Raw genomic sequence first — 20,657 nt, forward strand, 5'->3', positions numbered from 1 at the left:
GGTGAGTGGGGCTTGCGTGGTGATCAATCCCAGCTCAGCGCACCGCCGACCTGGTACTCGGTGACCCGGGTCTCGAAGAAGTTCTTCTCCTTGCGCAGGTCAATGATCTCGCTCATCCACGGGAAGGGGTTCTGCGCGCCGGGGAACTGCTCCTTGAGGCCGATCTGGGCAAGGCGGCGATTGCAGATGAAGTGCAGGTACCCTTCCATGATCGCCGCGTTCATGCCCAGCACGCCGCGGGGCATGGAGTCGCGAGCATAGGCGATCTCGAGCTCGGTGCCCTCGAGGATCATCTGGGTGACCTCGTCCTGGAACTCGGTAGTCCACAGGTGTGGGTTCTCGATCTTGATCTGGTTGATCATGTCGACGCCGAAGTTCAGGTGCATCGACTCGTCGCGCAGGATGTACTGGAACTGCTCGGCAACGCCGGTCATCTTGTTGCGCCGGCCCATGGAGAGGATCTGGCTGAAGCCGCAGTAGAAGAAGATGCCCTCGGTGACGCAGTAGAAGGCGATCAGGTTGCGCAACAGTTCCTGGTCGGTTTCGGGCGTGCCGGTATTGAAGTCCGGGCGCGCCAGCGACTGGGTGTGCTTGAGGCTCCAGGCCGACTTGGCGGCTACCGACGGTACCTCGCGGTACATGTTGAAGACCTCGCCTTCATCCATGCCCAGCGACTCCACGCAATACTGGTAGGCGTGGGTGTGGATCGCCTCCTCGAAGGCCTGGCGCAGCAGATACTGGCGGCACTCGGGGTTGGTGATCAGGCGGTATAGCGCCAGCACCAGATTGTTGGCCACCAGCGAGTCGGCGGTGGAGAAATAACCCAGACTGCGCATCACGATGCGCCGCTCGTCCTCGGTCAGGCCATCCTGGCTCTTCCACAGGGCGATATCGGCGTTCATGTTCACTTCCTGGGGCATCCAGTGGTTGGCGCTGCCGTCCAGGTACTTCTGCCACGCCCACTCGTACTTGAAGGGCACCAGCTGGTTGAGGTCGGCACGGGCGTTGATCATCTGCTTGTCGCTGACCTCGATGCGCGCCGCGCCCATCTCCAGCTCCTCGAGGCCGGCGGCCACGTCGAGCTCCTCCAGCGACTTGCGCGCCCGAGCCAGGCGGTCACTGTCGGCTACCTGATAGCTACCCCCGGCTTCGTTCACTGCGTTGGCATCAGCCTGCTCAGCCGGCTGCGGTTTGGCGGCAGGGCCGGAGTCGCCTTCGCCGGCTGCTCGGCGACTGGAGTCTCGTCTTCGTGGAACTCGTCCCAGTTCAGCATGGCTTCACCTTTATATAGCTGGATCCGAGATATCGTTCGGATCAGAAAAATTCTCGATGCGTGCGAAGCTGTGCGAGCGATGGCCAGACAAGGCGGAAATTGGTAAGGAAGCGGAGTTTACGTGTTTGTAAATGAGCATTCCGCACCAATTTCCAACGCCGTATGGCCGAGCGCAGCCAGCTTGTTAACCTACTGGCAGGCCTCGCAGCCCAGATCGTCTATTTCCGCAGCACTTGGCGCGCGCGAGCCGCTGCCCGCCTTGCCGGTGAGGAAGTCCTCCACCCCGCGCGGTTCCGTTGCCGGTGTCGCTGAAGGGGCCGGTGTCGGAGCAGCCGTAGGCGCCTGGTTGCTCACCGCGTTGAGCGTGCCGCGGTCCACGGTGGACTTCTCCACCGAGGTGGCGCCCAGGGCGCGCAGGTAATAGGTCGTCTTGAGCCCGCGGAACCACGCCATGCGGTAGGTCACGTCGAGCTTCTTGCCCGAGACACCCTTGATGTAGAGGTTCAGCGACTGCGCCTGGTCGATCCACTTCTGGCGCCGCGCGGCGGCCTCCACCAGCCACTTGGGCTCCACCTCGAAGGCGGTGGCGTACTTGGCCTTGAGGTCGTCCGGGATGCGCTCGATGGGCTGCGCCGAGCCGTCGTAGTACTTGAGGTCGTTGATCATTACCTCGTCCCACAGGCCTCGCGCCTTGAGGTCGTGAACCAGGTAGGCGTTGACCACGGTGAACTCGCCGGAGAGGTTCGATTTCACGTAGAGGTTTTGATACGTCGGCTCGATCGACTGCGATACGCCGCAGATGTTGGAGATCGTCGCGGTGGGGGCAATCGCCATCACGTTGGAATTGCGCATGCCCTGGTCGGCGATCTTCCTGCGCATGCGATCCCAGTCCTGGGTGGCGCTGGTGTCGACCTCGATGTACTTCTCGCCGCGCTCGGTCTTGAGCTTGTCGATGGAGTCGATGGGCAGGATACCCTGGCTCCACAGCGAGCCCTCGAAGCTCTGGTAGCGGCCGCGCTCGGCGGCGAGGTCTGAGGAGGCCTCGATGGCGTGGTAGCTGATCAGCTCCATGGAGCGGTCGGCGAACTCCACCGCCTCTTCGGAGGCGTAGGCGATGTCCTGGGCGTAGAGGGCGTCCTGGAAGCCCATGATGCCAAGCCCCACCGGGCGATGCTTGAGGTTGGAGTTCCGCGCCTGGGGCACCGCGTAGTAGTTGATGTCGATGACGTTGTCGAGCATGCGCACGGCGGTACGCACGGTCTTTTTGAGCTTGGCGTCGTCGAGCTTGCCGTCGACCACGTGACGGGCGAGGTTGACCGAGCCCAGGTTGCACACCGCGATCTCGTCGACGCTGGTGTTCAAGGTGATCTCGGTGCACAGGTTGGAGGAGTGCACCACGCCGGCGTGCTGCTGGGGGCTTCTCAGGTTGCACGGGTCCTTGAAGGTGATCCACGGGTGGCCGGTCTCGAACAGCATCGAGAGCATCTTGCGCCACAGGTCCTTGGCGCGCACGCGCTTGAACAGCTTGAGCTGGCCCGAGCGGGTCATCGCCTCGTACTCCTCGTAGCGCTGCTCGAAGGCGGCGCCGTAGAGGTCGTGCAGGTCGGGACAGGTGGCGGGCGAGAACAGCGTCCACTCCTTGTCGTCGAAGACCCGCTTCATGAACAGGTCGGGCACCCAGTTGGCGGTGTTCATGTCGTGGGTACGGCGGCGGTCGTCGCCGGTGTTCTTGCGCAGCTCGAGGAACTCTTCGACGTCCAGGTGCCAGGTCTCCAGGTAGGCGCACACCGCCCCTTTGCGCTTGCCGCCCTGGTTCACCGCCACGGCGGTGTCGTTGACCACCTTGAGGAACGGCACCACGCCCTGGCTCTTGCCGTTGGTGCCCTTGATGTAGGAGCCCAGGGCGCGCACCGGGGTCCAGTCGTTGCCCAGGCCGCCGGCCCACTTAGAGAGCAGGGCGTTGTCGCGGATGGCGCTGTAGATGGCATCGAGATCGTCGGGCACGGTGGTGAGATAACACGAGGAGAGCTGGCTCCTGACGGTGCCCGAGTTGAACAGGGTCGGCGTCGAGGCCATGTAGTCGAAGCTGGAGAGCAGCTCGTAGAACTCGATGGCGCGCGCTTCGCGGTCGTCCTCGTTCAGCGCCAGGCCCATGGCCACGCGCATGAACATCACCTGGGGCAGCTCGTAGCGCACGTCATCCCTGTGGATGAAGTAGCGGTCGTAGAGGGTCTGCAGGCCCAGATAGGTGAAGGCGTTGTCGCGGGTGTGGTCCAGCGCCTCGCCGAGTCGTTCGAGATCGAACTCGGCAAGCTTGGGGTCGAGCTGCTCATACTCGATGCCGCGGGCGACATAGGCCTGGAAGGCGGGCTTGTAGAGTTCGGCCATCTCGCCGAACGTGGCCTCCTCGGCAATCTCGAGGAAGGAAAGCGCCTCGCGGCGCAGGCTGTCCTGCAGCAGCCGCGCGGTGACGTAGGTGTAGTTGGGCTCCTTCTCCACCAGGGTGCGCGCGGTCATCATCAGCGCCTGGGAGACACCTTCCACCGAGACGCCGTCGTAGAGGTTCTTCAGCGATGCCTCGACGATGCGGTTGGGGTCGACGTTCTCGAGCCCGGCGCAGGCGTCGAACACCAGCGTCTCGATGCGGCCGAGGTCGAGCGGCCGCCGGCTGCCGTCGTCGAGGGTGACGTTGAGCGTGGGATGCGGCTTTTCGATGTCGCCGCCGGCGGCGGCGCGGGCGCGGGCGTGCTCCTCGCGATAGAGTACGTAGGCGCGGGCCACCTTTGCTCACCGGCCCGCATCAGTGCCAGCTCGACCTGATCCTGAATGTCCTCGATGTGCACCGTGCCGCCGTCGGGCATGCGGCGCAGGAAGGCGCTGGCAATGCCCTGGCTGGCCTGGTCGACGAAGTCGCGAACCCGCGAGGAGGCGCTGACGTTGTCGCCCTCCACGGCGATGAAGGCCTTGCGCATGGCCACGGCGATCTTGCTGGCGTCGAACGCGACGACGTCACCGGTACGCTTGATCACCCGCAGAGCCCGGGGAGCGGTGATGGCCAGGTCGGGGGCGGTGGGCTGGAGCTGTTCCATGGATCGGATTCCCTTCTTCTTTCGGGCAGACGTCAGGTGGACGATGGGCGTTGACAGCAGCGGAGTCGCTTGCTAGGAGCACATCATCTTGTGGTTATCTTGAGGGTGAGCACAAGATAGAGTGGTTTGCCCCCGTCATCAAGTGGATAACCTGTGAGTGAGCTGTGTCTCTTCGGTGGGCTTTTTTGGTTGTTGGTTGGTTACCGAGCTATGCTTCGCTGGCTGACCGCGCGGCAACGGAATGCAAACGGCATGCAATCGCGGGCAGGCGAACTACGCTAATTCGGGTATCCTTGATTTAGCGAAGGAGGGACAGGGTGTCCCGAATCACAAAGAAATGCCCAGCACGGGGAAACTAGGATGGATGACAACCTGGAAAGCAGCGACATGGAACACGTGCTGATTATCGAGGATGACGTTCGCTTGGCCGAGCTCACTCGCGACTACCTTGAAGGAAATGGCTTCAAGGTCACCGTGGAGTCCGAAGGCTCGCGCGGCGTGGAAAAAATCTTGGCGCTGCAGCCGGATCTGGTGATTCTCGATCTGATGCTACCCGGAGAGGACGGATTGTCGATCTGTCGCCGGGCGCGGCCCGAGTACGCGGGGCCGATACTGATGCTGACCGCCCGCACCGACGACATGGATCAGGTGCTGGGACTGGAGATGGGCGCCGACGACTACGTGCCCAAGCCGGTGCAGCCGCGGGTGCTGCTGGCCCGTATGCGGGCGCTGCTGCGGCGTGCCGACAACACCGAGCAGACCGGCGATGCACGGCTCTCCTTCGGCAACCTGGAAGTCGACAGCGCCACGCGAGAGGCTTGGCTCGAGGGCGAACGGATCGACCTCACCAGCGCCGAATTCGACCTGCTGTGGCTGCTGGCCAGCAATGCCGGGCGTGTGCTCACCCGCGAAGAGATCTTCAGCGACCTGCGCGGCATCAAATACGACGGCCAGGACCGCTCCATCGACGTGCGCGTGTCGCGGATACGCCCCAAGATCGGCGACGACCCCAACCATCCGCATCGCATCAAGACGGTACGCAGCAAGGGGTATCTGTTCGTCAAGGACGCCTGATCCATGCAGCGGTTCCTGGCTGATGGCACCTTCCTGCGGGTCTACCTGGCCCTGGCCCTGGCGCTGCTGCTCACCTTCGCTCTGGCCCTGATGGGCCTGGCGCTGGTCGACCGAATCCGTGTAGAGCAGTACCGCGAGCAGCTGGCGGAAGCCCCGATGCAGTTGCTCGCCCGCAAGGTTTCCGCGCTGCCGCCCAATGCCCGGGGCGACTGGCTGACCCAGCAGGGCGACCTGCTCGACATGCGGCCAGTCGCTGCGCGAACCGGCCAATGCCAACCTGGGGTGGTTTGCCCAGCGCCGTCTGGAGCGGGGCAGCGTGCTGGTCGTCATGGAGGGCGAGGAGACGTGGCGCATGTTCCTGCGGCTGCCGGGCGAAGGGCGGATTCTCGAGGCACGGCTCTCCGGGCTCAACGAGCGCCAGCTGCGCGGGCTGGCGCAGATGCTGGGCGACTGGCTGGCCGAGGTTGACGGCGAGGCTCGCCAGCAGCGGCTGGAAAGCGTGACCAGCCAGGCCCTGGCGATTCGCCTCAGCCACCTGGCCCCCGACGGCCTGGACAGCCACCAATTGACCCGGCTACGCGAAGGCGAGCTGGTGATCCGCCTGCTGCCAGGGCATTGGGCGCTCACGGTTTATCTGGCGGTGCCCTCCGCGGATGGTACCCGGCAGTGGCTGTCGATCGGACCAGTGTCGGCGCTGGAACCGACGCCGATCTCGCTGCTGCTGCTGGTGCTGTTGATCATGCTCGGCGTGCTGGCGGCGATCATCTACCTGATCGTGCGCGGCGTAGAAGCCCGGTTGGCGCGCCTGGAGCTGGCGGCCGGGCGCATCGCGGGCGGGCGGCTCGATACGCGGGTCAAGGTCGACGGCGGCGGCTTCATCGGCCGGGTCGGCATGGCCTTCAACGCCATGGCGGCTCAGGTGCAGTCGCTGCTACGTTCGCAGCAGGAGATGATCCGCGCCGTTTCCCATGAGCTGCGCACGCCGGTGGCGCGCATTCGCTTCGCCATGCAGATGGTCGAGGACATGACCGAGGACCCGGCCATTCGCCGCCAACTGCGAGGCATCGACGGCGACATCGAGGAACTCGATCAGCTGATCGACGAGATTCTCACCTATGCCCGCCTCGACAGCGGCATCGTCAACGGGGCCAACCTGGAGCGCAGCCGGATCGACTGTCGCGCCATGGCCATGCGCGTGATCGACACGCTGGCGCCGCTGCATGCCCACCTGCAGCTCGAACTGGCACCTGGCCCCGACGTCGAGGTGCTGGCCGATCCGCGCTACCTGCAGCGCGCCCTGCAGAACCTGGTGGCCAACGCCTGCCGTCACGCCCAGTCGCGGGTGCGAGTCCAGGTCACTGAGGAAACCCGGTTGGTGCGCCTGGATATTGAGGACGACGGTCCCGGCGTGCCGGACACAGAGCGCCAGATGATCTTCAAGCCGTTCGCCCGCCTGGACGATAGCCGCACGCGCCGCTCCGGCGGTTACGGCCTGGGACTCTCCATCGTGCAGAAGGTCATGGCCTGGCATGGCGGCAGCGTGGTGGTCGACGACAGCCAGGAGCTGGGCGGCGCGCGGTTCTCGCTGCTGCTGCCGATCGTACCGCCTAAGCGGGCCTGATGCCGTCGAGTACGGCGAAGGAGGTCTCCCGCGCGGTGCGCAGGAAATCCTCCATCCAGGGCTGGCTGCGGCTCTCTTCGCGTATGGCGGCAAACAGCGTGCCCCAGGTTCCCTCCGCGCCGAGCCTGACGGCCTTCACGTAGTCGCGTTCGAGATACTCCGTCAGCGCCCAGTTGGGCAGGGCGCAGACGCCGCGTCCGCTGGCCACCAGCTGCATCATCATGATCGTCAGCTCCGCGGTGCGCACCTCGCGGGGGCGTACCCCGGCGGGAGTCAGGAACTGGGTGAAGATATCCAGCCGACTGTGCTCCACCGGGTAAGTGATCAGCGTCTCGTCGGCCAGCTCGTCGGGGGTGACGGCGCTGTGGTTGGCCAGGCGATGCTGGCGCGACACGGCCAGCAGACTCTGGTAGCGAAACAGCGGCTCGTAGGTGACGCCGGCCAGGGGCTGGGGGTCGGCGGTGATCACCAGGTCGAGCTGCTCGCGGGACAGCGCGGGAAGAGGGTCGAAATGGTGGCCGCCGGGAATATCGACCTCCACTTCCGGCCAGTGATCGCGGAAGCGGTCGATGGTGGGCATCAGCCACTGGAAGCAGCTATGGCATTCGATCGCCATATGCAGGCGACCTGGCTCCTGGCCGTTGAGCCGCGCCACGTCGCGCTCGGCCATCCGCACCTGCGGCAGCACTTGTTCGGCCAGCGCCAGCAGCCGCTGGCCTGCGCGGGTGAACTCGACCGGGCGCGTCTTGCGTACGAACAGCGGTGTATTCAGCCTGTCTTCCAGATCCTTGATCTGATGGGAAAGCGCCGACTGGGTCAGGTGCACGCGCTCGGCAGCTTCCACCAGGGAGCCGGCGTCGCGTAGCGCGACTAGGGTGCGTAAATGGCGAAGTTCGATCATGAATGAGCTGTTTTCATGTTTTGAATTAGAAAGTTTAGTTTGATTCAATTGATCCGGCCAAGCGAGACTCTACTGCATCATTCATGCAGAAGAGGCGTCATCATGACATTGGCTCATGTTTCTGGCTATCCACGTATCGGCGCCCAGCGCGAACTCAAGCACGCACTGGAAGCCTACTGGCGCGGCGACATCGACCAGGCCGCGCTGCTGGAAACTGGCCGCGAGCTGCGTGCGCGCCACTGGCAGGACCAACGTGACGCCGGCCTCGATCTCGTCACCGTGGGTGACTTTGCTTTCTATGACCAGGTACTCAATGTCTCGCTGCTGCTCGGCGCGGTGCCGCCGCGCTTCGGCGCCGAGGAAGAGCTCGCTCGCGGCGAGGTGTCGCTCGACACCCTGTTTCGCATGGCCCGCGGCCGCGCGCCCAGCGGCACGCCGGCGGCCGCCTGCGAGATGACCAAGTACTTCGATACCAACTATCACTACCTGGTGCCGGAGCTGCACCCGGGCCAGACCTTCCGTCTGGCCAGCACCCGCCTGTTCGACGAGGTGAAAGAGGCCCGTGCCGCCGGGCACGCGGTCAAGGTCGTGCTCACCGGCCCCTTGACCTGGCTGTGGCTGGGCAAGGCACAAGAGGAAGGCTTCGACCGGCTGTCGCTGCTGGCCGACCTGCTGCCGGTCTACGGCGAGCTTCTGGCCCGCCTGGCCGACCTGGGGGTGAACTGGGTGCAGCTCGACGAGCCGGCGCTGGTGCAGGACCTGCCCCAGGCGTGGCGGCAAGCCTACGAGGCGGCCTACAACGCCCTGCGCTCGGCGCCGGTGAAGCTGCTGGTGGCCACCTACTTCGGCGCACTGGGCGACAATCTCCAACTGGCGGTAAGCCTGCCGGTGGACGGCCTGCATATCGATGCGGTACGCGCCCCGGCGCAGCTGGCCACGGTGCTCGATAACCTGCCGGGCTACAAGGTGCTCTCGGTGGGCGCCATCGACGGCCGCAACATCTGGCGCGCCGACCTCGCCGCGCTGCGTGAGCGCCTGGCTGATGCCCGCATGCGTTTGGGCGAGCGGCTGTGGCTGGCGCCCTCCTGTTCGCTGCTGCATGTGCCGGTCGATCTCGACGCCGAGCCGGAGCTGGACGCCGAGCTGAAAGGCTGGCTCGCCTTCGCCCGCCAGAAGCTCGACGAGACCGTGACCCTGGCGCGGCTTCTCGATGGGCGCGCCACCGCCGGGGATCGCGCCCAGGTGGCAGCGGCCACGGCCGCCCTCGATGCGCGCCGCGAATCGCCCCGGCTGCATCGCCCCGAGGTCGACGAGCGGTTGCGCCGCATCGGCGACAACGACCTTGTGCGCGACAACCCCTACGCCGTGCGGGTGAAGGCCCAGCAGCGTGCGCTCGGGCTGCCGCTGTTTCCCACCACCACCATCGGCTCCTTTCCGCAGACCGCGGAGATTCGCACCGCCCGTCGCGCCTTCAAGCAGGGCGAGCTGACCCAGGACGCCTACGAGGCGCAGATGCGCGCCGAGATCGCCGATGCCGTGGTGCGCCAGGAGGCGCTGGGGCTGGACATGCTGGTGCACGGCGAGGCCGAACGCAACGACATGGTGGAGTACTTCGGCGAGCAGCTCGACGGCTTTGCCTTCACCCGCAACGGCTGGGTGCAGAGCTACGGCTCGCGCTGCGTCAAGCCGCCGATCATCGTCGGCGACGTGGCCCGTGCAGCGCCCATGACAGTGGCCTGGAGCCGCTATGCCCAGTCACTCACCAAGCGGCCCATGAAGGGCATGCTGACCGGGCCGGTGACCATGCTGCAGTGGGCCTTCGTGCGTGACGACCAGCCGCGGGACTTGACCTGCCGGCAGATCGCCCTGGCCCTGCGCGACGAGGTGATCGACCTGGAGGCTGCCGGCATCCCGGCGATCCAGATCGACGAGCCGGCGCTGCGCGAGGGGCTGCCGCTGCGCCAGGGCGAGTGGCAGGCCTATCTCGACTGGGCGGTGGAGTGTTTCCGTCTGACCGCATCGGGCGTGCGCGACGCCACCCAGATTCATACCCACATGTGCTATTCCGAGTTCAACGACATCATCGCCGCTATCGCCGCGCTGGATGCCGACGTCATTACCATCGAGACATCGCGTTCGAACATGGAACTGCTCGACGCCTTCCAGGACTTCGCCTATCCCAACGAGATCGGCCCGGGCGTCTACGACATCCATACCCCCAATCTGCCCGAGGTGGCGTGGATGGTGCGGCTGATGGAGAAAGCGGCCGAGCGCATTCCCGTCGAGCGGCTGTGGGTCAACCCCGACTGCGGCCTCAAGACCCGCGGCTGGGCCGAGGTGGAGCCGGCCCTGGCCAACATGGTCCAGGCGGCACGCGAGCTGCGCCGCCGCTACGGTTGACGTCAGCACCCCGCCTGACACCAGGCGCCGGCCCGCAGGGCCGGTGCCTGGTATGCTGTGGTGTCCGACTGCTCGAGGAATAGCCCCATGCTCCGACCGTTCGCCTCCTTCGTGCGGCGCTTCTCGCCGCCGGCTCGCTGCTGCTGATCGGCTGTGCTTCCGCTCCCATCGACGGGCCGCGCTCTGCAGACGGGCAGGGGGCCAGCACGGCGCCGCTGCTGCCCTCGCTGCTGTTTCCCGGCGGTGCCGAGCGCTTCGAGGCCTGGCGCTGCACGCCGCAGCAGGATCTGGTGACCGCCTTCGGTGAGCGCGAGTTGCGGCTGTGGTCGGCCCACGGCGGCTATCGTCTGGCGCCGGCGGTGGTCGCCAGCGGAGCGCGCTACCAGCAGGGCGAGCTCAGCTTCTGGAACAAGGGGGAGAAGCCGTGGTAGAAAGCGCCAACGGCCGACTCGACTGTACTGCCGCCATGGCGCGTTCGGCGCTGACCCGCGAGCAGCGCCCCGGCGTGATGTTTCACGGGCGTGGCAACGAGCCGGGCTGGCACGTCAACCTGCGACATGACGCCCCCGAGCTGAGGCTGGTGCTTGATTATGGCGCTCGCGAGCTGTCCTTGCCCTATCGTGTCGTGGCGATGGACAACGCCGGCGGGCGGGTCAGGCTTGCCAGCAGGCGTGGCGAAGCGCCGTTCGAGCTGCGCCTGGAGGCGCGTGCCTGCTTCGACGACATGAGCGGCGAGCCGTTCCCGGCCCGGGTTACGCTGACCTTTGAAGGGCAAACCTACAGAGGCTGTGGCCAAGGCATCGCGCCTCAAAGCTCCTCAATCCGATAGACGCAGCGTCGTGCGCCGGCCAGCACGTGATCGGTGCGCTCGACGCTGGCGCTCTCTCCCAGCACGGTGCGGAACACCGCCAGCTCCGAGCGGCAGAGATCCGGGCAGGTGCTGGCGGCACGGCAGATCGGACAGTGGTTCTCGATCAGCAGCAGGCTGCCGTCCGCCTCGCGCTGCCACTCCGCCATGTAGCCTTCCCGCGAGCGAATCTCGGCCAGCCGCTGCACCCTGGCTTCCAGGCTGTCGCTGCCGGCCAGGGCCTGACGATACTGCGCCAGGGTCTCGGCCTGGCGCGCCTCGATCAGACGTGCCAGCGCCTCGTCGCCCAGGGTATCGCGCACGCTGACGATCAGGCGCGAGGCCAGCTCTGCATGCCCATCGGCAAAGCGAGCATGACCGGCTTCGCTGAGCCGCCACTCGATCGTCGGCCGACCGACGCCGCCTGGCAGCGGGCGTTGGGCCACCAGACCTTGGCGGGCCAGCTTGGCGAGCTGCTGGCGGGCGTTCTCGCCGCTAGTGCCAAGCCGTTCACCCAGGGCGGCAGCCGACTGTGGGCCGCGGATCTTGAGCTGGTACAGCAGGCGCTCGGCGGTGTCGGTGGCGGGCGTGGACTCATCGTTGCTTGACATGACGTGGCTCGGAATTAATCTAGTGTCTTCTTGGAAAATACCGGCGGGGCGGCGCTCAGGCAAGTCGAGGGGAATTGGGGCCTGGCCTGAGAGACAGGCCAGGCCCCTGACAGGCCTGGATCGCCCCGTCATTCACCGTGAACAGCAAGGAGCCACAACAATGGCATTTGAACTGCCGGCACTGCCCTACGAGAAGAACGCGCTCGAGCCGCACATTTCTGCCGAGACGCTCGAGTATCACTACGGCAAGCACCACCAGGCCTATGTCACCAAGCTCAACGAGCTGACTGACGGCACTGAGGACGCCAACAAGTCCCTGGAAGAGATCATCCAGTCCTCTTCCGGTGGCCTGTTCAACCAGGCGGCCCAGGTGTGGAACCACACCTTCTACTGGCACTGCCTGGCGCCCAACGGTGGCGGTGAGCCGAGCGGTGCGCTGGCCGAGGCGATCAACGCCAAGTTCGGCTCCTTCGCTAAGTTCAAGGAAACCTTCAACGCCAATGCCGTGGCCAACTTCGGCTCCGGATGGACCTGGCTGATCAAGACCGCCGACGGCGGCGTCGACATCGTCAACACCAGCAATGCGGACACTCCCATTGCCCACGGCCAGACCCCGCTGCTGACCATCGACGTATGGGAGCATGCCTACTACATCGACTACCGCAACGCCCGCCCCAAGTATCTCGAGAACGTCTGGAATGTGCTGAACTGGGACTTCGTCGCCCAGAACTTCGGCGGCTGATCGACGACGCCGTTCGCGGGTCGTTTCTGTCGCCAGCTCGGCCCCGCCAACCGGCGGGGCTTTTTGCTGGTGCGTCCCCGGCTGTTGCGGCCTTTATTTTCGTTTTTTAGAAAGAAAAACGCAAAACTATGCGCTTTTCGTTGTAAAAAATAAACGTAACATGGCGTTCATCACCTGACCCATCGAGGGAGACCGTCATGGCAAACCGCATTCTGCTCCTTACCTCTTCCATTCTCGGCGAGCACGGCCAATCCAGCGCCCTGGCCAGCCATTTCCGCCATCGCGCGGCGGAGCGCGACGACCTCGCCGTCACCCAGCGCGACCTGGCCGCCGAATCGCTGCCCCACCTGGGGCTCGAGGAGCTCTCCAGCTGGCAGGTCGCCGCCGCAGAACGCTCCGCCGAACAGCAGGTGCTGGTACAGCGCTCCGATGCGCTGATCGATGAGCTGCAGGCCCACGACGTGCTGGTGCTGGCGGTGCCGATGTACAACTTCGGCATTCCGAGCCAGCTCAAGGCCTGGTTCGACCGCGTGATGCGTGCCGGTGTCACCTTCCGCTACACCGAGCAGGGGCCCGAGGGGCTGGTGCAGGGCAAGCGCGCCGTGATCCTGGCCGCTCGCGGCGGCCAGTACGCCGGCACCGCGCTCGACACCCAGACCCCGCACCTGAAGGCGATGCTGGGCATGATCGGCATCAGCGACGTGTCGGTGGTCTATGCCGAAGGGCTTGCCATGGGCGAGGGTCGGCGCGATGCCGCGCTCAAGGAGGCCCGCCAGGCCATTGATGGCCTGGTGGCCGGGCTGTAGGGCTCAGCACGCCTCGGGCACCTCCGCCACCCAGCGGTCGGTGACGAAATCGCTGGTGCATAGCCTGGCCTCGGGGGTCAGGATGCGGGCCGCCAGCTGGCCCAGGGCGTCCAGGTCGGCGCGTGCATCGGGCGTGATCATCTCGGTGGGCGCCAGCGCCTGCCACGTCTCACCCTCGCGGGTCGCCAGCGCATAGCTGAAGGCATAGAAGCCGGGGAACCCCAGTCGCACATCGGTGGCGACCAGGGTTTCCCGGCCGTCGCGTTGGCGGACTTCATAGCGCAGGTAAGGCCCGGCGAACCAGTGGAGCCGCTCGCCTTTCTCCAGTTCCAGGGCGGCGGGCTCGAGCTCGGCGCCGCGCCGAAACGTTTCCACAACCGGCGGCGTATCGCCGTCGAGCAGGCCGATCAGGGTCTCATGGTGGTCGTCGCCGTCGATGATGGTGACTCGCCACAGCAGGGTATTGAACGGGGTAGGCTGCACCAGCCGGGGCGCATCCTTTAGCCCGCGCTCCGCCAGTACCGGCGTCAGTCGGTGCTCGATCACGCCCTTGGCGACCATGGCAAACAGCAGGTAGGCACAGGAGAGCGCCAGCCCCCAGGCCGGCGCGCGGAAACCGTTGCCGGTGATCAGTGCGATACCGATGCCCACCAGTAGCGGCAGGGTATAGAGCGGGTCGATGATAAAGACCACCGGCCAGGCGCTGGGGCGCACGTCCAGCGGCCACCAGATCTGGGTGCCGTAGGTGGTCAGCACGTCGAGCAGCGGGTGGGTGACCAAGGCGAGCACGAAGAACGCCCACCAGCGCCTGAGCGTGATGTCCCGCGCCGGGGCGAAGCGCCACGCCAGCAGTGCCAGCAGCGTGCCGAGCCCGGTGAGGACGAACAGTGAGTGCGTGAACCCCCTGTGCTCGGTGACGTTGAGCACGGCGTCGCCGTAGTCGAGGAAGACGTCGAGGTCGGGCAGGGTGCCCAGCGCCGCGCCGATCACTACCGCCTTGCGGCCCAGCCGCCGCCCCAGCACGGCGCCCCCGACGGCGGCGCCCAGCGCGGCCTGTGTCAAGGTATCCATTCCAAAGACCTCCTCCTGTTCCTGCGTAAGGCGACTTGTGTTTCAGGCCCGGCACCAGGCGGGACCGGCGGCAAGGATTCGCGCCTGCACGGGGCAATCCTCGCGATGAGCCCCCGGCAGGTAGCCTGAGCTCATGAGGAATTCACCGACGATTTCCGGGCCGGTGAAGCGAAAGGTACGGCGGAACAGCTTGACCCACGCCTCTTTCGTCAGCGGGTGGTGGTGATCGAGCCAGGCGGCGAAGCTGCCGTGGCGCTCGCGTAGCTCGCGTATCACGCCGGCGTTGTGGATCACGGCCTCGATCTTGCGTCGGTTGCGAATGATGGCGCTGTTCTGCAGCAGCCGCTCGCGCTCGGCGTCGCCGTAGTCGGCAACTCGATCGACGTCGAAGTGGTCAAAGGCCCGAGAGAAAGCGTCGCGCTTCTTCAGCACGGTCAGCCAGGACAGGCCGGCCTGGTTGATCTCCAGCGCCAGGCGCTCGAACAGCGCCGGGTCGTGGGAGACAGGGAAGCCGTATTCCGTGTCGTGGTAGGGGCCGTGAAAGGGGTGGCCGGGTGCCAGATCACAATAGTGCGACATTTCCGCTCTCTTTCCCTTCGTGGGTATTGGCAAGCCCTCGGGGGCTTGTCACGATTCCATTATCCGGCGTCAACGCTTCAGGAGCCACCCAGCATGAAAAGCCTACCCATGAATCGCAAGACGAAAAAGGTGACCGTCCTCTCCCTGCTGGGCGGCGGTGCCTTGGCCCTCTATCTCGCCTTTACACCCGGTGCCAGCTCCCAGGCCGGGCTGGTGGTGGAGATGTACCAGGATCCCAACTGCGGCTGCTGCACCGACTGGGCCGATCACCTCAGGGACTCGGGTTTCGAGGTGCGCCAGCACAAGACCCGCGACATGCGAGCGATCAAGCAGGAGCACGGCGTGACGCCGGAGCTCGCCTCTTGCCACACCGCGCTGGTCGACGGCTACGTGATCGAGGGCCATGTGCCGGCCGCCGATATCCATCGCCTGCTGCAGGAGCGCCCCGATGTGGTGGGCCTCACCGTGCCGGGCATGCCGCATGGCTCGCCGGGCATGGAAACGGGGCGCTATGATGACTATTCGGTGCTGACCTGGCAGCACGCGGATCGTACTCCGCAGATTTTCAGCGAGTACACTTTCGACTGATTCCCCCGACGAAACGGAACGAGGTGGCCATGCAATACCTGCACACCATGGTGCGCGTCAGCGACCTGGAGGCGTCCCTTCACTTCTACTGCGACCTGCTGGGCCTGCGTGAAGTGCGGCGCAAGGAGAACGAGAAGGGCCGCTTCACCCTGGTGTTCCTGGCGGCGCCCGAGGATGCGGCGCGCTCGGAGCGGCTCAAGGCTCCCGAGCTCGAGCTGACCTACAACTGGGATCCGGAACACTACGGCGGCGGACGCAACTTCGGCCACCTGGCCTACCGCGTCGACGATATCTATGCGCTGTGCGATCGGCTGCAGGCGGGTGGGGTGGCCATCCTTCGCCCACCGCGTGACGGCCACATGGCCTTCGTGCGCAGCCCCGACGGCATCTCGGTGGAGCTGCTGCAAAAGGGCGACCCGCTAGCGCCCAGGAGCCCTGGGCCTCCATGGAAAATACCGGCACCTGGTAGAACGAGAAGGAATCCTGAGTGACAACGATCAAGACACGCCTTGGCCGGGCGCTGCTGCTGGTGCTGGCGGCAGCGACCCTGGCCGCCTGCGGCAGCCAGCCTGCCGATACGACCCGCCGCGATGGCCCGGCGGTGGCATCCGACCATCCCGTGGTGGGGCAGCGCTGGAACCTGTTGCTGGTCGGCACCGACGAGCGCCTTGCCATGCCCAGTACGCCGCACTTCATCGTCTCGCCCGATGGACGGGTGACGGGCAGCGACGGCTGCAACACGCTCAATGGCCGGGTGCAGCTCGATGAGGGCAACCGCATCCAGTTCAGCCAGCTGAGTACCACCCGCATGGCCTGCCCGCAGCTCGATGATGCCCGGCGCGTCACCGGGATGATGGAAAATGCCTATCGCTTTCTGATCGACCACGACCGTTTGGTGTTCTTCGGTCCGGATCAGCGCGTGTTGGGAGGCTGGCGCAAGGCCAATTGAGCAAAACCCAGCAGAAAAACCAAAAAAAGCGCGGATCGTCTCCGCGCTTTTTGCTGCTTGCATGCCGCGTTTCAGCGCCCCGGCAGGGCGTTGCGCACCTTGATCAAGCCCGACGTGATCAGCCTTGCCAGGCCGGGCCCCACCGGGGTGAGCAAAATCCAGGGTGTGACAATCAAGTTGATGGCCAGGGCGGCAAAGTAGACGTCGCTGAACCAGTGGGCGCCGCTGAGGATGCGCGGTGCGCTGAGCAGTACGGCAAACAGGGTGCTGACCAGCATGACCCGGAAGCCCGCGAAGCGCCACATGAAGGCGGTGAAGAGAATCAGGTTGACGCCGTGGTCGCCGGGGAAACTGCTGCCGGAGCTGTCCTTGGTGGCAAAGTCGACCATCTGGGTCACCAGGTTGGCATTCTCGTACACCAGGGTGGGGCTCGGGTGGGTGTAGGGCACTGCCATGCGCACGCCCTGGGCGATAAAGACCGCCGACAGCAGCATGGTTAGGCCGATGCCGCCCCAGCGCAGCAGGCGATGCCGGGTGTTGGAATCGCGGCTGATGGCCCAGAGGTAGATTGCCAGCAGCACGAACAGGCTGAAGACATCGAACAGTCGATTGTTGGTGGCGGCCACGAACAGCACCCAGGCTTCGTTCTCTTCGGTCAGCCAGGCGTTGGTGGTGAAGAAGACCGCGTCGTCCAGTTCGGTCCAGAACAACAGCCCCGGGGAGAGCCACGACAGGACCAGAAAGGCTCCAAGAAGGTTGAACAGCAGGATGCGGCCAAGCGCTAAGGTGGAATCGGTCTGAGGCATCGGGACGACACGAGGTGATGAGTGAGTGCCACCATTCTAGGCGAAACGCGCATATCAGAACAGTGTTCCCTAATGCGCATCAAGCCAGTGGCCCGCAGCGGCACATAGCCGCTGCCTGCCTTGCCAAGGGCCACTTAGGTCGCGTTCCCTGGCTTCCGGTCGGCCGCGGTATGCGGCCGACCGGAAGGCTAACCCTGCGGCGGTTGCGGGCCGCTGAAAGTCACCACGCGGCGGTTGCGGGCCGCTGAAAAGTCACCGCGCGGCGGTTGCGGGCCGCTGAAAAGTCACCACGCGGCGGTTGCGGGCCGCTGTCACAGCGCGGCGATCTTGTCGCGCTGCTCGAGCAGTACGGCGCGAGCCGCCTGGTACTCCTTGAGCTTGCCGCGCTCCTTCTCGACCACCGCCTCCGGCGCCTTGGCCACGAAGCTCTCGTTGCCGAGCTTGTTCTCGATGCCGCCGATCAGCTTGTCCTGCTTGTCGATCTCCTTGGCCAGGCGGGCGAGCTCGGCGTCCTTGTCGATCAGGTCGGCCATGGGCACCAGCACCTCCATGTCGCCGACCAGCTGCGTGGCCGACAGCGGCGCCTGGCTCGGGTCGTCGAGCCAGGTGGCGCTTTCCAGCTTGGCCAGCTTGGCGAGGAACAGGCGGTTGGCCTCGAGGCGCTCGCGATCCGCCTGCGAGCCCTTGGTCAGCAGCACCTCCAGCGGCTTGCCCGGGGCGATGTTCATCTCGGCACGCACGTTGCGCACTGCCACGATCACGCCCTTGAGCCACTCGATGTCGCGGGTCGCCTGCTCGTCGATCTTCTCCTGCTCGGCCACGGGCCACGGCTGTGCCATGATCGATTCTCTGCCGTCGCCCGCAGCCTTGCCCGCCAGCGGTGCCACGCGCTGCCAGATCTCCTCGGAGATGAACGGCATCATCGGGTGGGCCAGGCGCAGGATCGCCTCCAGCACCCGCACCAGGGTGCGGCGGGTGCCGCGCTTGGCCGCTTCGCTGGCGCCTTCGTCCCACAGTACCGGCTTGGAGAGCTCCAGGTACCAGTCGCAGTACTCGTTCCAGACGAACTCGTAGAGCGCTTGCGACGCATGGTCGAAGCGGAACTCCTCCATCGCCTTGGTCACCTGGGCCTCGGTCTGCTGCAGGCGCGAGACGATCCAGCGGTCGGCCAGCGACAGCTCGACCTCGCCGCCGTCTGCTCCGCAGTCCTGGCCCTCGGCGTTCATCAGCACGTAGCGCGAGGCGTTCCACAGCTTGTTGCAGAAGTTGCGGTAGCCGTCGAGGCGGCCCATGTCGAACTTGATGTCGCGCCCGGTGGTGGCCTGGGAGAGGAAGGTGAAGCGCAGCGCATCGGTGCCGTGGGGCTCGATGCCCTCGGGGAACTCGTCGCGGGTGGCCTTGGCGATGGCCTTGGCCTTCTGCGGCTGCATCATGTTGCCGGTGCGCTTCTCGAGCAGCTCGTCCAGGGTGATGCCGTCGATCAGGTCGATGGGGTCGAGCACGTTGCCCTTCGACTTGGACATCTTCTGGCCCTGGCCGTCGCGCACCAGGCCGTGCACGTAGACGGTCTTGAACGGCACCTCGCCGGTGAACTTGAGGGTCAGCATGATCATCCGCGCGACCCAGAAGAAGATGATGTCGAAGCCGGTGACCAGCACGCTGGAGGGGTGGAAGGTCGCCAGCTCCGGGGTCTGCTCCGGCCAGCCCAGGGTGCCGAAGGTCCACAGCCCCGAGCTGAACCAGGTGTCGAGCACGTCTTCGTCCTGGGTCAGGACGACATCGTCACCCAGGCCGTGCTTCTTGCGGGCCTCGGCCTCGGTGCGGGCGACATAGACGTTGCCCTCGGCGTCGTACCAGGCGGGAATACGGTGGCCCCACCACAGCTGACGCGAGATGCACCAGTCCTGCAGGTCGCGCATCCACGAGAAGTACATGTTCTCGTAGTTCTTGGGCACGAACTGGATGTCGCCGTTCTCCACCGCGGCGATGGCGGGCTTGGCCAGGCTCTCCACGGCGACGAACCACTGGTCCGTGAGCAGCGGCTCGATGACGTCGCCGGAGCGGTCGCCAAAGGGCAGGGTGTTGTTGACCGTCTCGATCTGCTCGAGCAAGCCGGCGGCTTCCATGTCGGCGACGATCCGCTTGCGCGCCTCGAAACGGTCGAGGCCGGCATAGGCCTGGGGCAGGCTGGGATCGATCTCGGGCAGCGGGCGGCCCTGGATGTCGAAGGCCTCGGCCTGGGGCAGGATCGCCGCGTCCTGGGTGAAGACGTTGATCAGCGGCAGGCCGTGGCGACGACCCACCTCGTAGTCGTTGAAGTCATGAGCCGGGGTGATCTTCACGCAGCCGGAGCCCTTCTCCATGTCGGCGTGCTCGTCGGCGACGATGGGGATGCGGCGGCCGACCAAGGGCAGCTCGACGAACTTGCCGATCAGCGAGGCGTAGCGCGGATCTTCGGGGTTGACCGCCACGCCGGTATCGCCGAGCAGGGTCTCGGGGCGGGTGGTGGCGACCACCAGGTAGTCGAGGCCGGCATCGGTCGTCACGCCGTCGGCCAGCGGATAGCGGAAGTGCCAGAACTGGCCCTGCTGCTCGCGGTTCTCGACCTCGAGGTCGGAGATGGCGGTGTGCAGGGTGGGGTCCCAGTTGACCAGGCGCTTGCCGCGATAGATCAGGTTCTCTTCATAGAGCCGCACGAAGACTTCCTGCACCGCCTTGTAGAAGCCATCGTCCATGGTGAAGCGTTCGCGCGACCAGTCGACGCTGGCGCCCATGCGGCGCAGCTGGCGGGTGATGTGGCCGCCGGATTCGTGCTTCCACTCCCACACCCTGTCGATGAACGCCTCGCGGCCCAGGTCGTGGCGGCTCTTGCCCTCTTCCGCGGCGACCTTGCGCTCGACCAGCATCTGGGTGGCGATGCCGGCGTGGTCGGTGCCCACCTGCCACAGGGTGTTGTTGCCCTGCATGCGGCGCCAGCGGATCAGCGTGTCCATGATGGTGTCCTGGAACGCGTGGCCCATGTGCAGGCTGCCGGTGACGTTGGGCGGCGGGATCATGATCGAGTAGGGTTCGCCCTCGCCCGAGGGGCGAAGCGGCCGTCGGCCTCCCAGCGCTCGTACCAGCGGGATTCGATCTGCTCGGGTTGGTAGGTCTTGTCCATGGGGCGTTCCGGGTCCAGAAATGATCGCCGCCGGGTCGTGGGCCGGGCGGCGGGAAGTCATCGAAAGCGTGCGAAAAATGGGCTCGATTATAGCGCGATGGGGGAGTGGGCGTCAGCCAGGTGTGTTAACACTTCAGAGG

At 65.8% G+C, this 20,657-nt stretch carries 14 protein-coding genes and 4 pseudogenes; 10 read left to right on the forward strand and 8 right to left on the reverse strand.

Going from position 1 to position 20,657, the window contains the following annotated elements:
* Positions 1-23 precede the first annotated feature (23 nt).
* Both ACUDAL_RS00515 and ACUDAL_RS00520 read right to left on the reverse strand, forming a co-directional pair.
* Positions 24-1,273, reverse strand: a pseudogene (locus ACUDAL_RS00515) (ribonucleotide-diphosphate reductase subunit beta).
* A gap of 189 nt (positions 1,274-1,462) precedes the next feature.
* A pseudogene (locus ACUDAL_RS00520) lies at positions 1,463-4,362 on the reverse strand (ribonucleoside-diphosphate reductase subunit alpha).
* A 360-nt stretch (positions 4,363-4,722) separates the two neighbouring features.
* Between ACUDAL_RS00520 and ACUDAL_RS00525 the strand changes: the two are divergent.
* Both ACUDAL_RS00525 and ACUDAL_RS00530 read left to right on the forward strand, forming a co-directional pair.
* The gene (locus ACUDAL_RS00525) at positions 4,723-5,436 is read left to right on the forward strand and encodes a winged helix-turn-helix domain-containing protein (protein WP_444676738.1); all 714 of its coding nucleotides are present in this window, start codon (positions 4,723-4,725) and stop codon (positions 5,434-5,436) included.
* Positions 5,437-5,752: 316 nt separating this feature from the next.
* On the forward strand, positions 5,753-7,057 hold the full coding sequence (locus tag ACUDAL_RS00530) for an ATP-binding protein (protein WP_444676739.1): 1,305 nt from the start codon (positions 5,753-5,755) through the stop codon (positions 7,055-7,057).
* Here ACUDAL_RS00530 and ACUDAL_RS00535 read toward each other — a convergent pair.
* Positions 7,044-7,958, reverse strand: coding sequence for a LysR family transcriptional regulator (locus tag ACUDAL_RS00535; protein ID WP_444676740.1), 915 nt, complete (start codon positions 7,956-7,958; stop codon positions 7,044-7,046). The genes ACUDAL_RS00530 and ACUDAL_RS00535 overlap by 14 nt on opposite strands.
* A gap of 102 nt (positions 7,959-8,060) precedes the next feature.
* Between ACUDAL_RS00535 and metE the strand changes: the two genes are divergently transcribed.
* The 3 genes from metE (at position 8,061) to ACUDAL_RS00550 (ending at position 11,187) form a co-directional block, all read left to right on the forward strand.
* Positions 8,061-10,358, forward strand: a complete 2,298-nt coding sequence (gene metE / locus ACUDAL_RS00540) for a 5-methyltetrahydropteroyltriglutamate--homocysteine S-methyltransferase (RefSeq protein WP_444676741.1) — start codon at positions 8,061-8,063, stop codon at positions 10,356-10,358.
* A gap of 290 nt (positions 10,359-10,648) precedes the next feature.
* Entirely contained in the window at positions 10,649-10,789 is a 141-nt protein-coding gene (locus tag ACUDAL_RS00545) for an MliC family protein (protein WP_444676742.1), read from the forward strand.
* Entirely contained in the window at positions 10,783-11,187 is a 405-nt protein-coding gene (locus ACUDAL_RS00550) for a COG3650 family protein (RefSeq protein WP_444676743.1), read from the forward strand. The genes ACUDAL_RS00545 and ACUDAL_RS00550 overlap by 7 nt, the downstream gene beginning before the upstream one ends.
* Here the strand turns inward: ACUDAL_RS00550 and ACUDAL_RS00555 are convergent.
* Entirely contained in the window at positions 11,166-11,816 is a 651-nt protein-coding gene (locus ACUDAL_RS00555; protein ID WP_444676744.1) for a helix-turn-helix transcriptional regulator, read from the reverse strand. The two genes, ACUDAL_RS00550 and ACUDAL_RS00555, sit on opposite strands and share 22 nt — an antisense overlap.
* Before the next feature lie 160 nt (positions 11,817-11,976).
* Here ACUDAL_RS00555 and ACUDAL_RS00560 point away from each other — a divergent pair, with 160 nt between their 5' ends.
* Positions 11,977-12,558: a superoxide dismutase gene (locus ACUDAL_RS00560; RefSeq protein WP_444676745.1), complete on the forward strand. Its 582-nt coding sequence runs from the start codon at positions 11,977-11,979 to the stop codon at positions 12,556-12,558.
* Positions 12,559-12,755: 197 nt separating this feature from the next.
* The gene (locus ACUDAL_RS00565) at positions 12,756-13,364 is read left to right on the forward strand and encodes an FMN-dependent NADH-azoreductase (RefSeq protein ID WP_444676746.1); all 609 of its coding nucleotides are present in this window, start codon (positions 12,756-12,758) and stop codon (positions 13,362-13,364) included.
* Between the two features lie 3 nt (positions 13,365-13,367).
* Here ACUDAL_RS00565 and ACUDAL_RS00570 read toward each other — a convergent pair whose 3' ends face one another.
* Together ACUDAL_RS00570 and ACUDAL_RS00575 are read right to left on the reverse strand one after the other, a co-directional pair.
* Positions 13,368-14,435, reverse strand: coding sequence for a metal-dependent hydrolase (locus ACUDAL_RS00570; RefSeq protein WP_444676747.1), 1,068 nt, complete (start codon positions 14,433-14,435; stop codon positions 13,368-13,370).
* Positions 14,436-14,477: 42 nt separating this feature from the next.
* Positions 14,478-15,014 (reverse strand): DNA-3-methyladenine glycosylase I, encoded by a 537-nt coding sequence (locus ACUDAL_RS00575; protein ID WP_444676748.1) that lies wholly within the window; start codon positions 15,012-15,014, stop codon positions 14,478-14,480.
* A gap of 93 nt (positions 15,015-15,107) precedes the next feature.
* Here ACUDAL_RS00575 and ACUDAL_RS00580 point away from each other — a divergent pair, with 93 nt between their 5' ends.
* The 3 genes and pseudogenes from ACUDAL_RS00580 to ACUDAL_RS00590 all read left to right on the forward strand — a co-directional run bounded on the left by ACUDAL_RS00580 (position 15,108) and on the right by ACUDAL_RS00590 (position 16,551).
* Positions 15,108-15,602, forward strand: a complete 495-nt coding sequence (locus ACUDAL_RS00580) for a DUF411 domain-containing protein (protein WP_444676749.1) — start codon at positions 15,108-15,110, stop codon at positions 15,600-15,602.
* Positions 15,603-15,631: 29 nt separating this feature from the next.
* Positions 15,632-16,071 (forward strand): annotated as a pseudogene (locus ACUDAL_RS00585) (VOC family protein).
* Between the two features lie 27 nt (positions 16,072-16,098).
* Positions 16,099-16,551 carry an META domain-containing protein gene (locus tag ACUDAL_RS00590; protein WP_444679262.1) on the forward strand — a complete coding sequence of 151 codons (453 nt, stop codon included), beginning with the start codon at positions 16,099-16,101 and terminating at the stop codon, positions 16,549-16,551.
* 71 nt (positions 16,552-16,622) lie between these two features.
* On the opposite strand, the gene ACUDAL_RS00595 is transcribed toward ACUDAL_RS00590, so the two are convergent.
* Both ACUDAL_RS00595 and ACUDAL_RS00600 read right to left on the reverse strand, forming a co-directional pair.
* Positions 16,623-17,357 carry a phosphatase PAP2 family protein gene (locus ACUDAL_RS00595; RefSeq protein ID WP_444676750.1) on the reverse strand — a complete coding sequence of 245 codons (735 nt, stop codon included), beginning with the start codon at positions 17,355-17,357 and terminating at the stop codon, positions 16,623-16,625.
* A 311-nt stretch (positions 17,358-17,668) separates the two neighbouring features.
* Positions 17,669-20,517, reverse strand: a pseudogene (locus ACUDAL_RS00600) (valine--tRNA ligase).
* Positions 20,518-20,657 lie beyond the last annotated feature (140 nt).

The organism is Halomonas sp. E19 (assembly GCF_052439355.1).
Classification (GTDB): Bacteria; Pseudomonadota; Gammaproteobacteria; order Pseudomonadales; family Halomonadaceae; genus Halomonas.

Coding starts and splice junctions, on each gene's coding strand:
- ACUDAL_RS00570 (WP_444676747.1), bottom strand. CDS start 14,435: ATGGATACCTTGACACAGGCCGCGCTGGGCGCCGCCGTCGGGGGCGCC.
- ACUDAL_RS00560 (WP_444676745.1), top strand. CDS start 11,977: ATGGCATTTGAACTGCCGGCACTGCCCTACGAGAAGAACGCGCTCGAG.
- metE (WP_444676741.1), top strand. CDS start 8,061: ATGACATTGGCTCATGTTTCTGGCTATCCACGTATCGGCGCCCAGCGC.
- ACUDAL_RS00565 (WP_444676746.1), top strand. CDS start 12,756: ATGGCAAACCGCATTCTGCTCCTTACCTCTTCCATTCTCGGCGAGCAC.
- ACUDAL_RS00525 (WP_444676738.1), top strand. CDS start 4,723: ATGGATGACAACCTGGAAAGCAGCGACATGGAACACGTGCTGATTATC.
- ACUDAL_RS00595 (WP_444676750.1), bottom strand. CDS start 17,357: ATGCCTCAGACCGATTCCACCTTAGCGCTTGGCCGCATCCTGCTGTTC.
- ACUDAL_RS00535 (WP_444676740.1), bottom strand. CDS start 7,958: ATGATCGAACTTCGCCATTTACGCACCCTAGTCGCGCTACGCGACGCC.
- ACUDAL_RS00580 (WP_444676749.1), top strand. CDS start 15,108: ATGAAAAGCCTACCCATGAATCGCAAGACGAAAAAGGTGACCGTCCTC.
- ACUDAL_RS00555 (WP_444676744.1), bottom strand. CDS start 11,816: ATGTCAAGCAACGATGAGTCCACGCCCGCCACCGACACCGCCGAGCGC.
- ACUDAL_RS00575 (WP_444676748.1), bottom strand. CDS start 15,014: ATGTCGCACTATTGTGATCTGGCACCCGGCCACCCCTTTCACGGCCCC.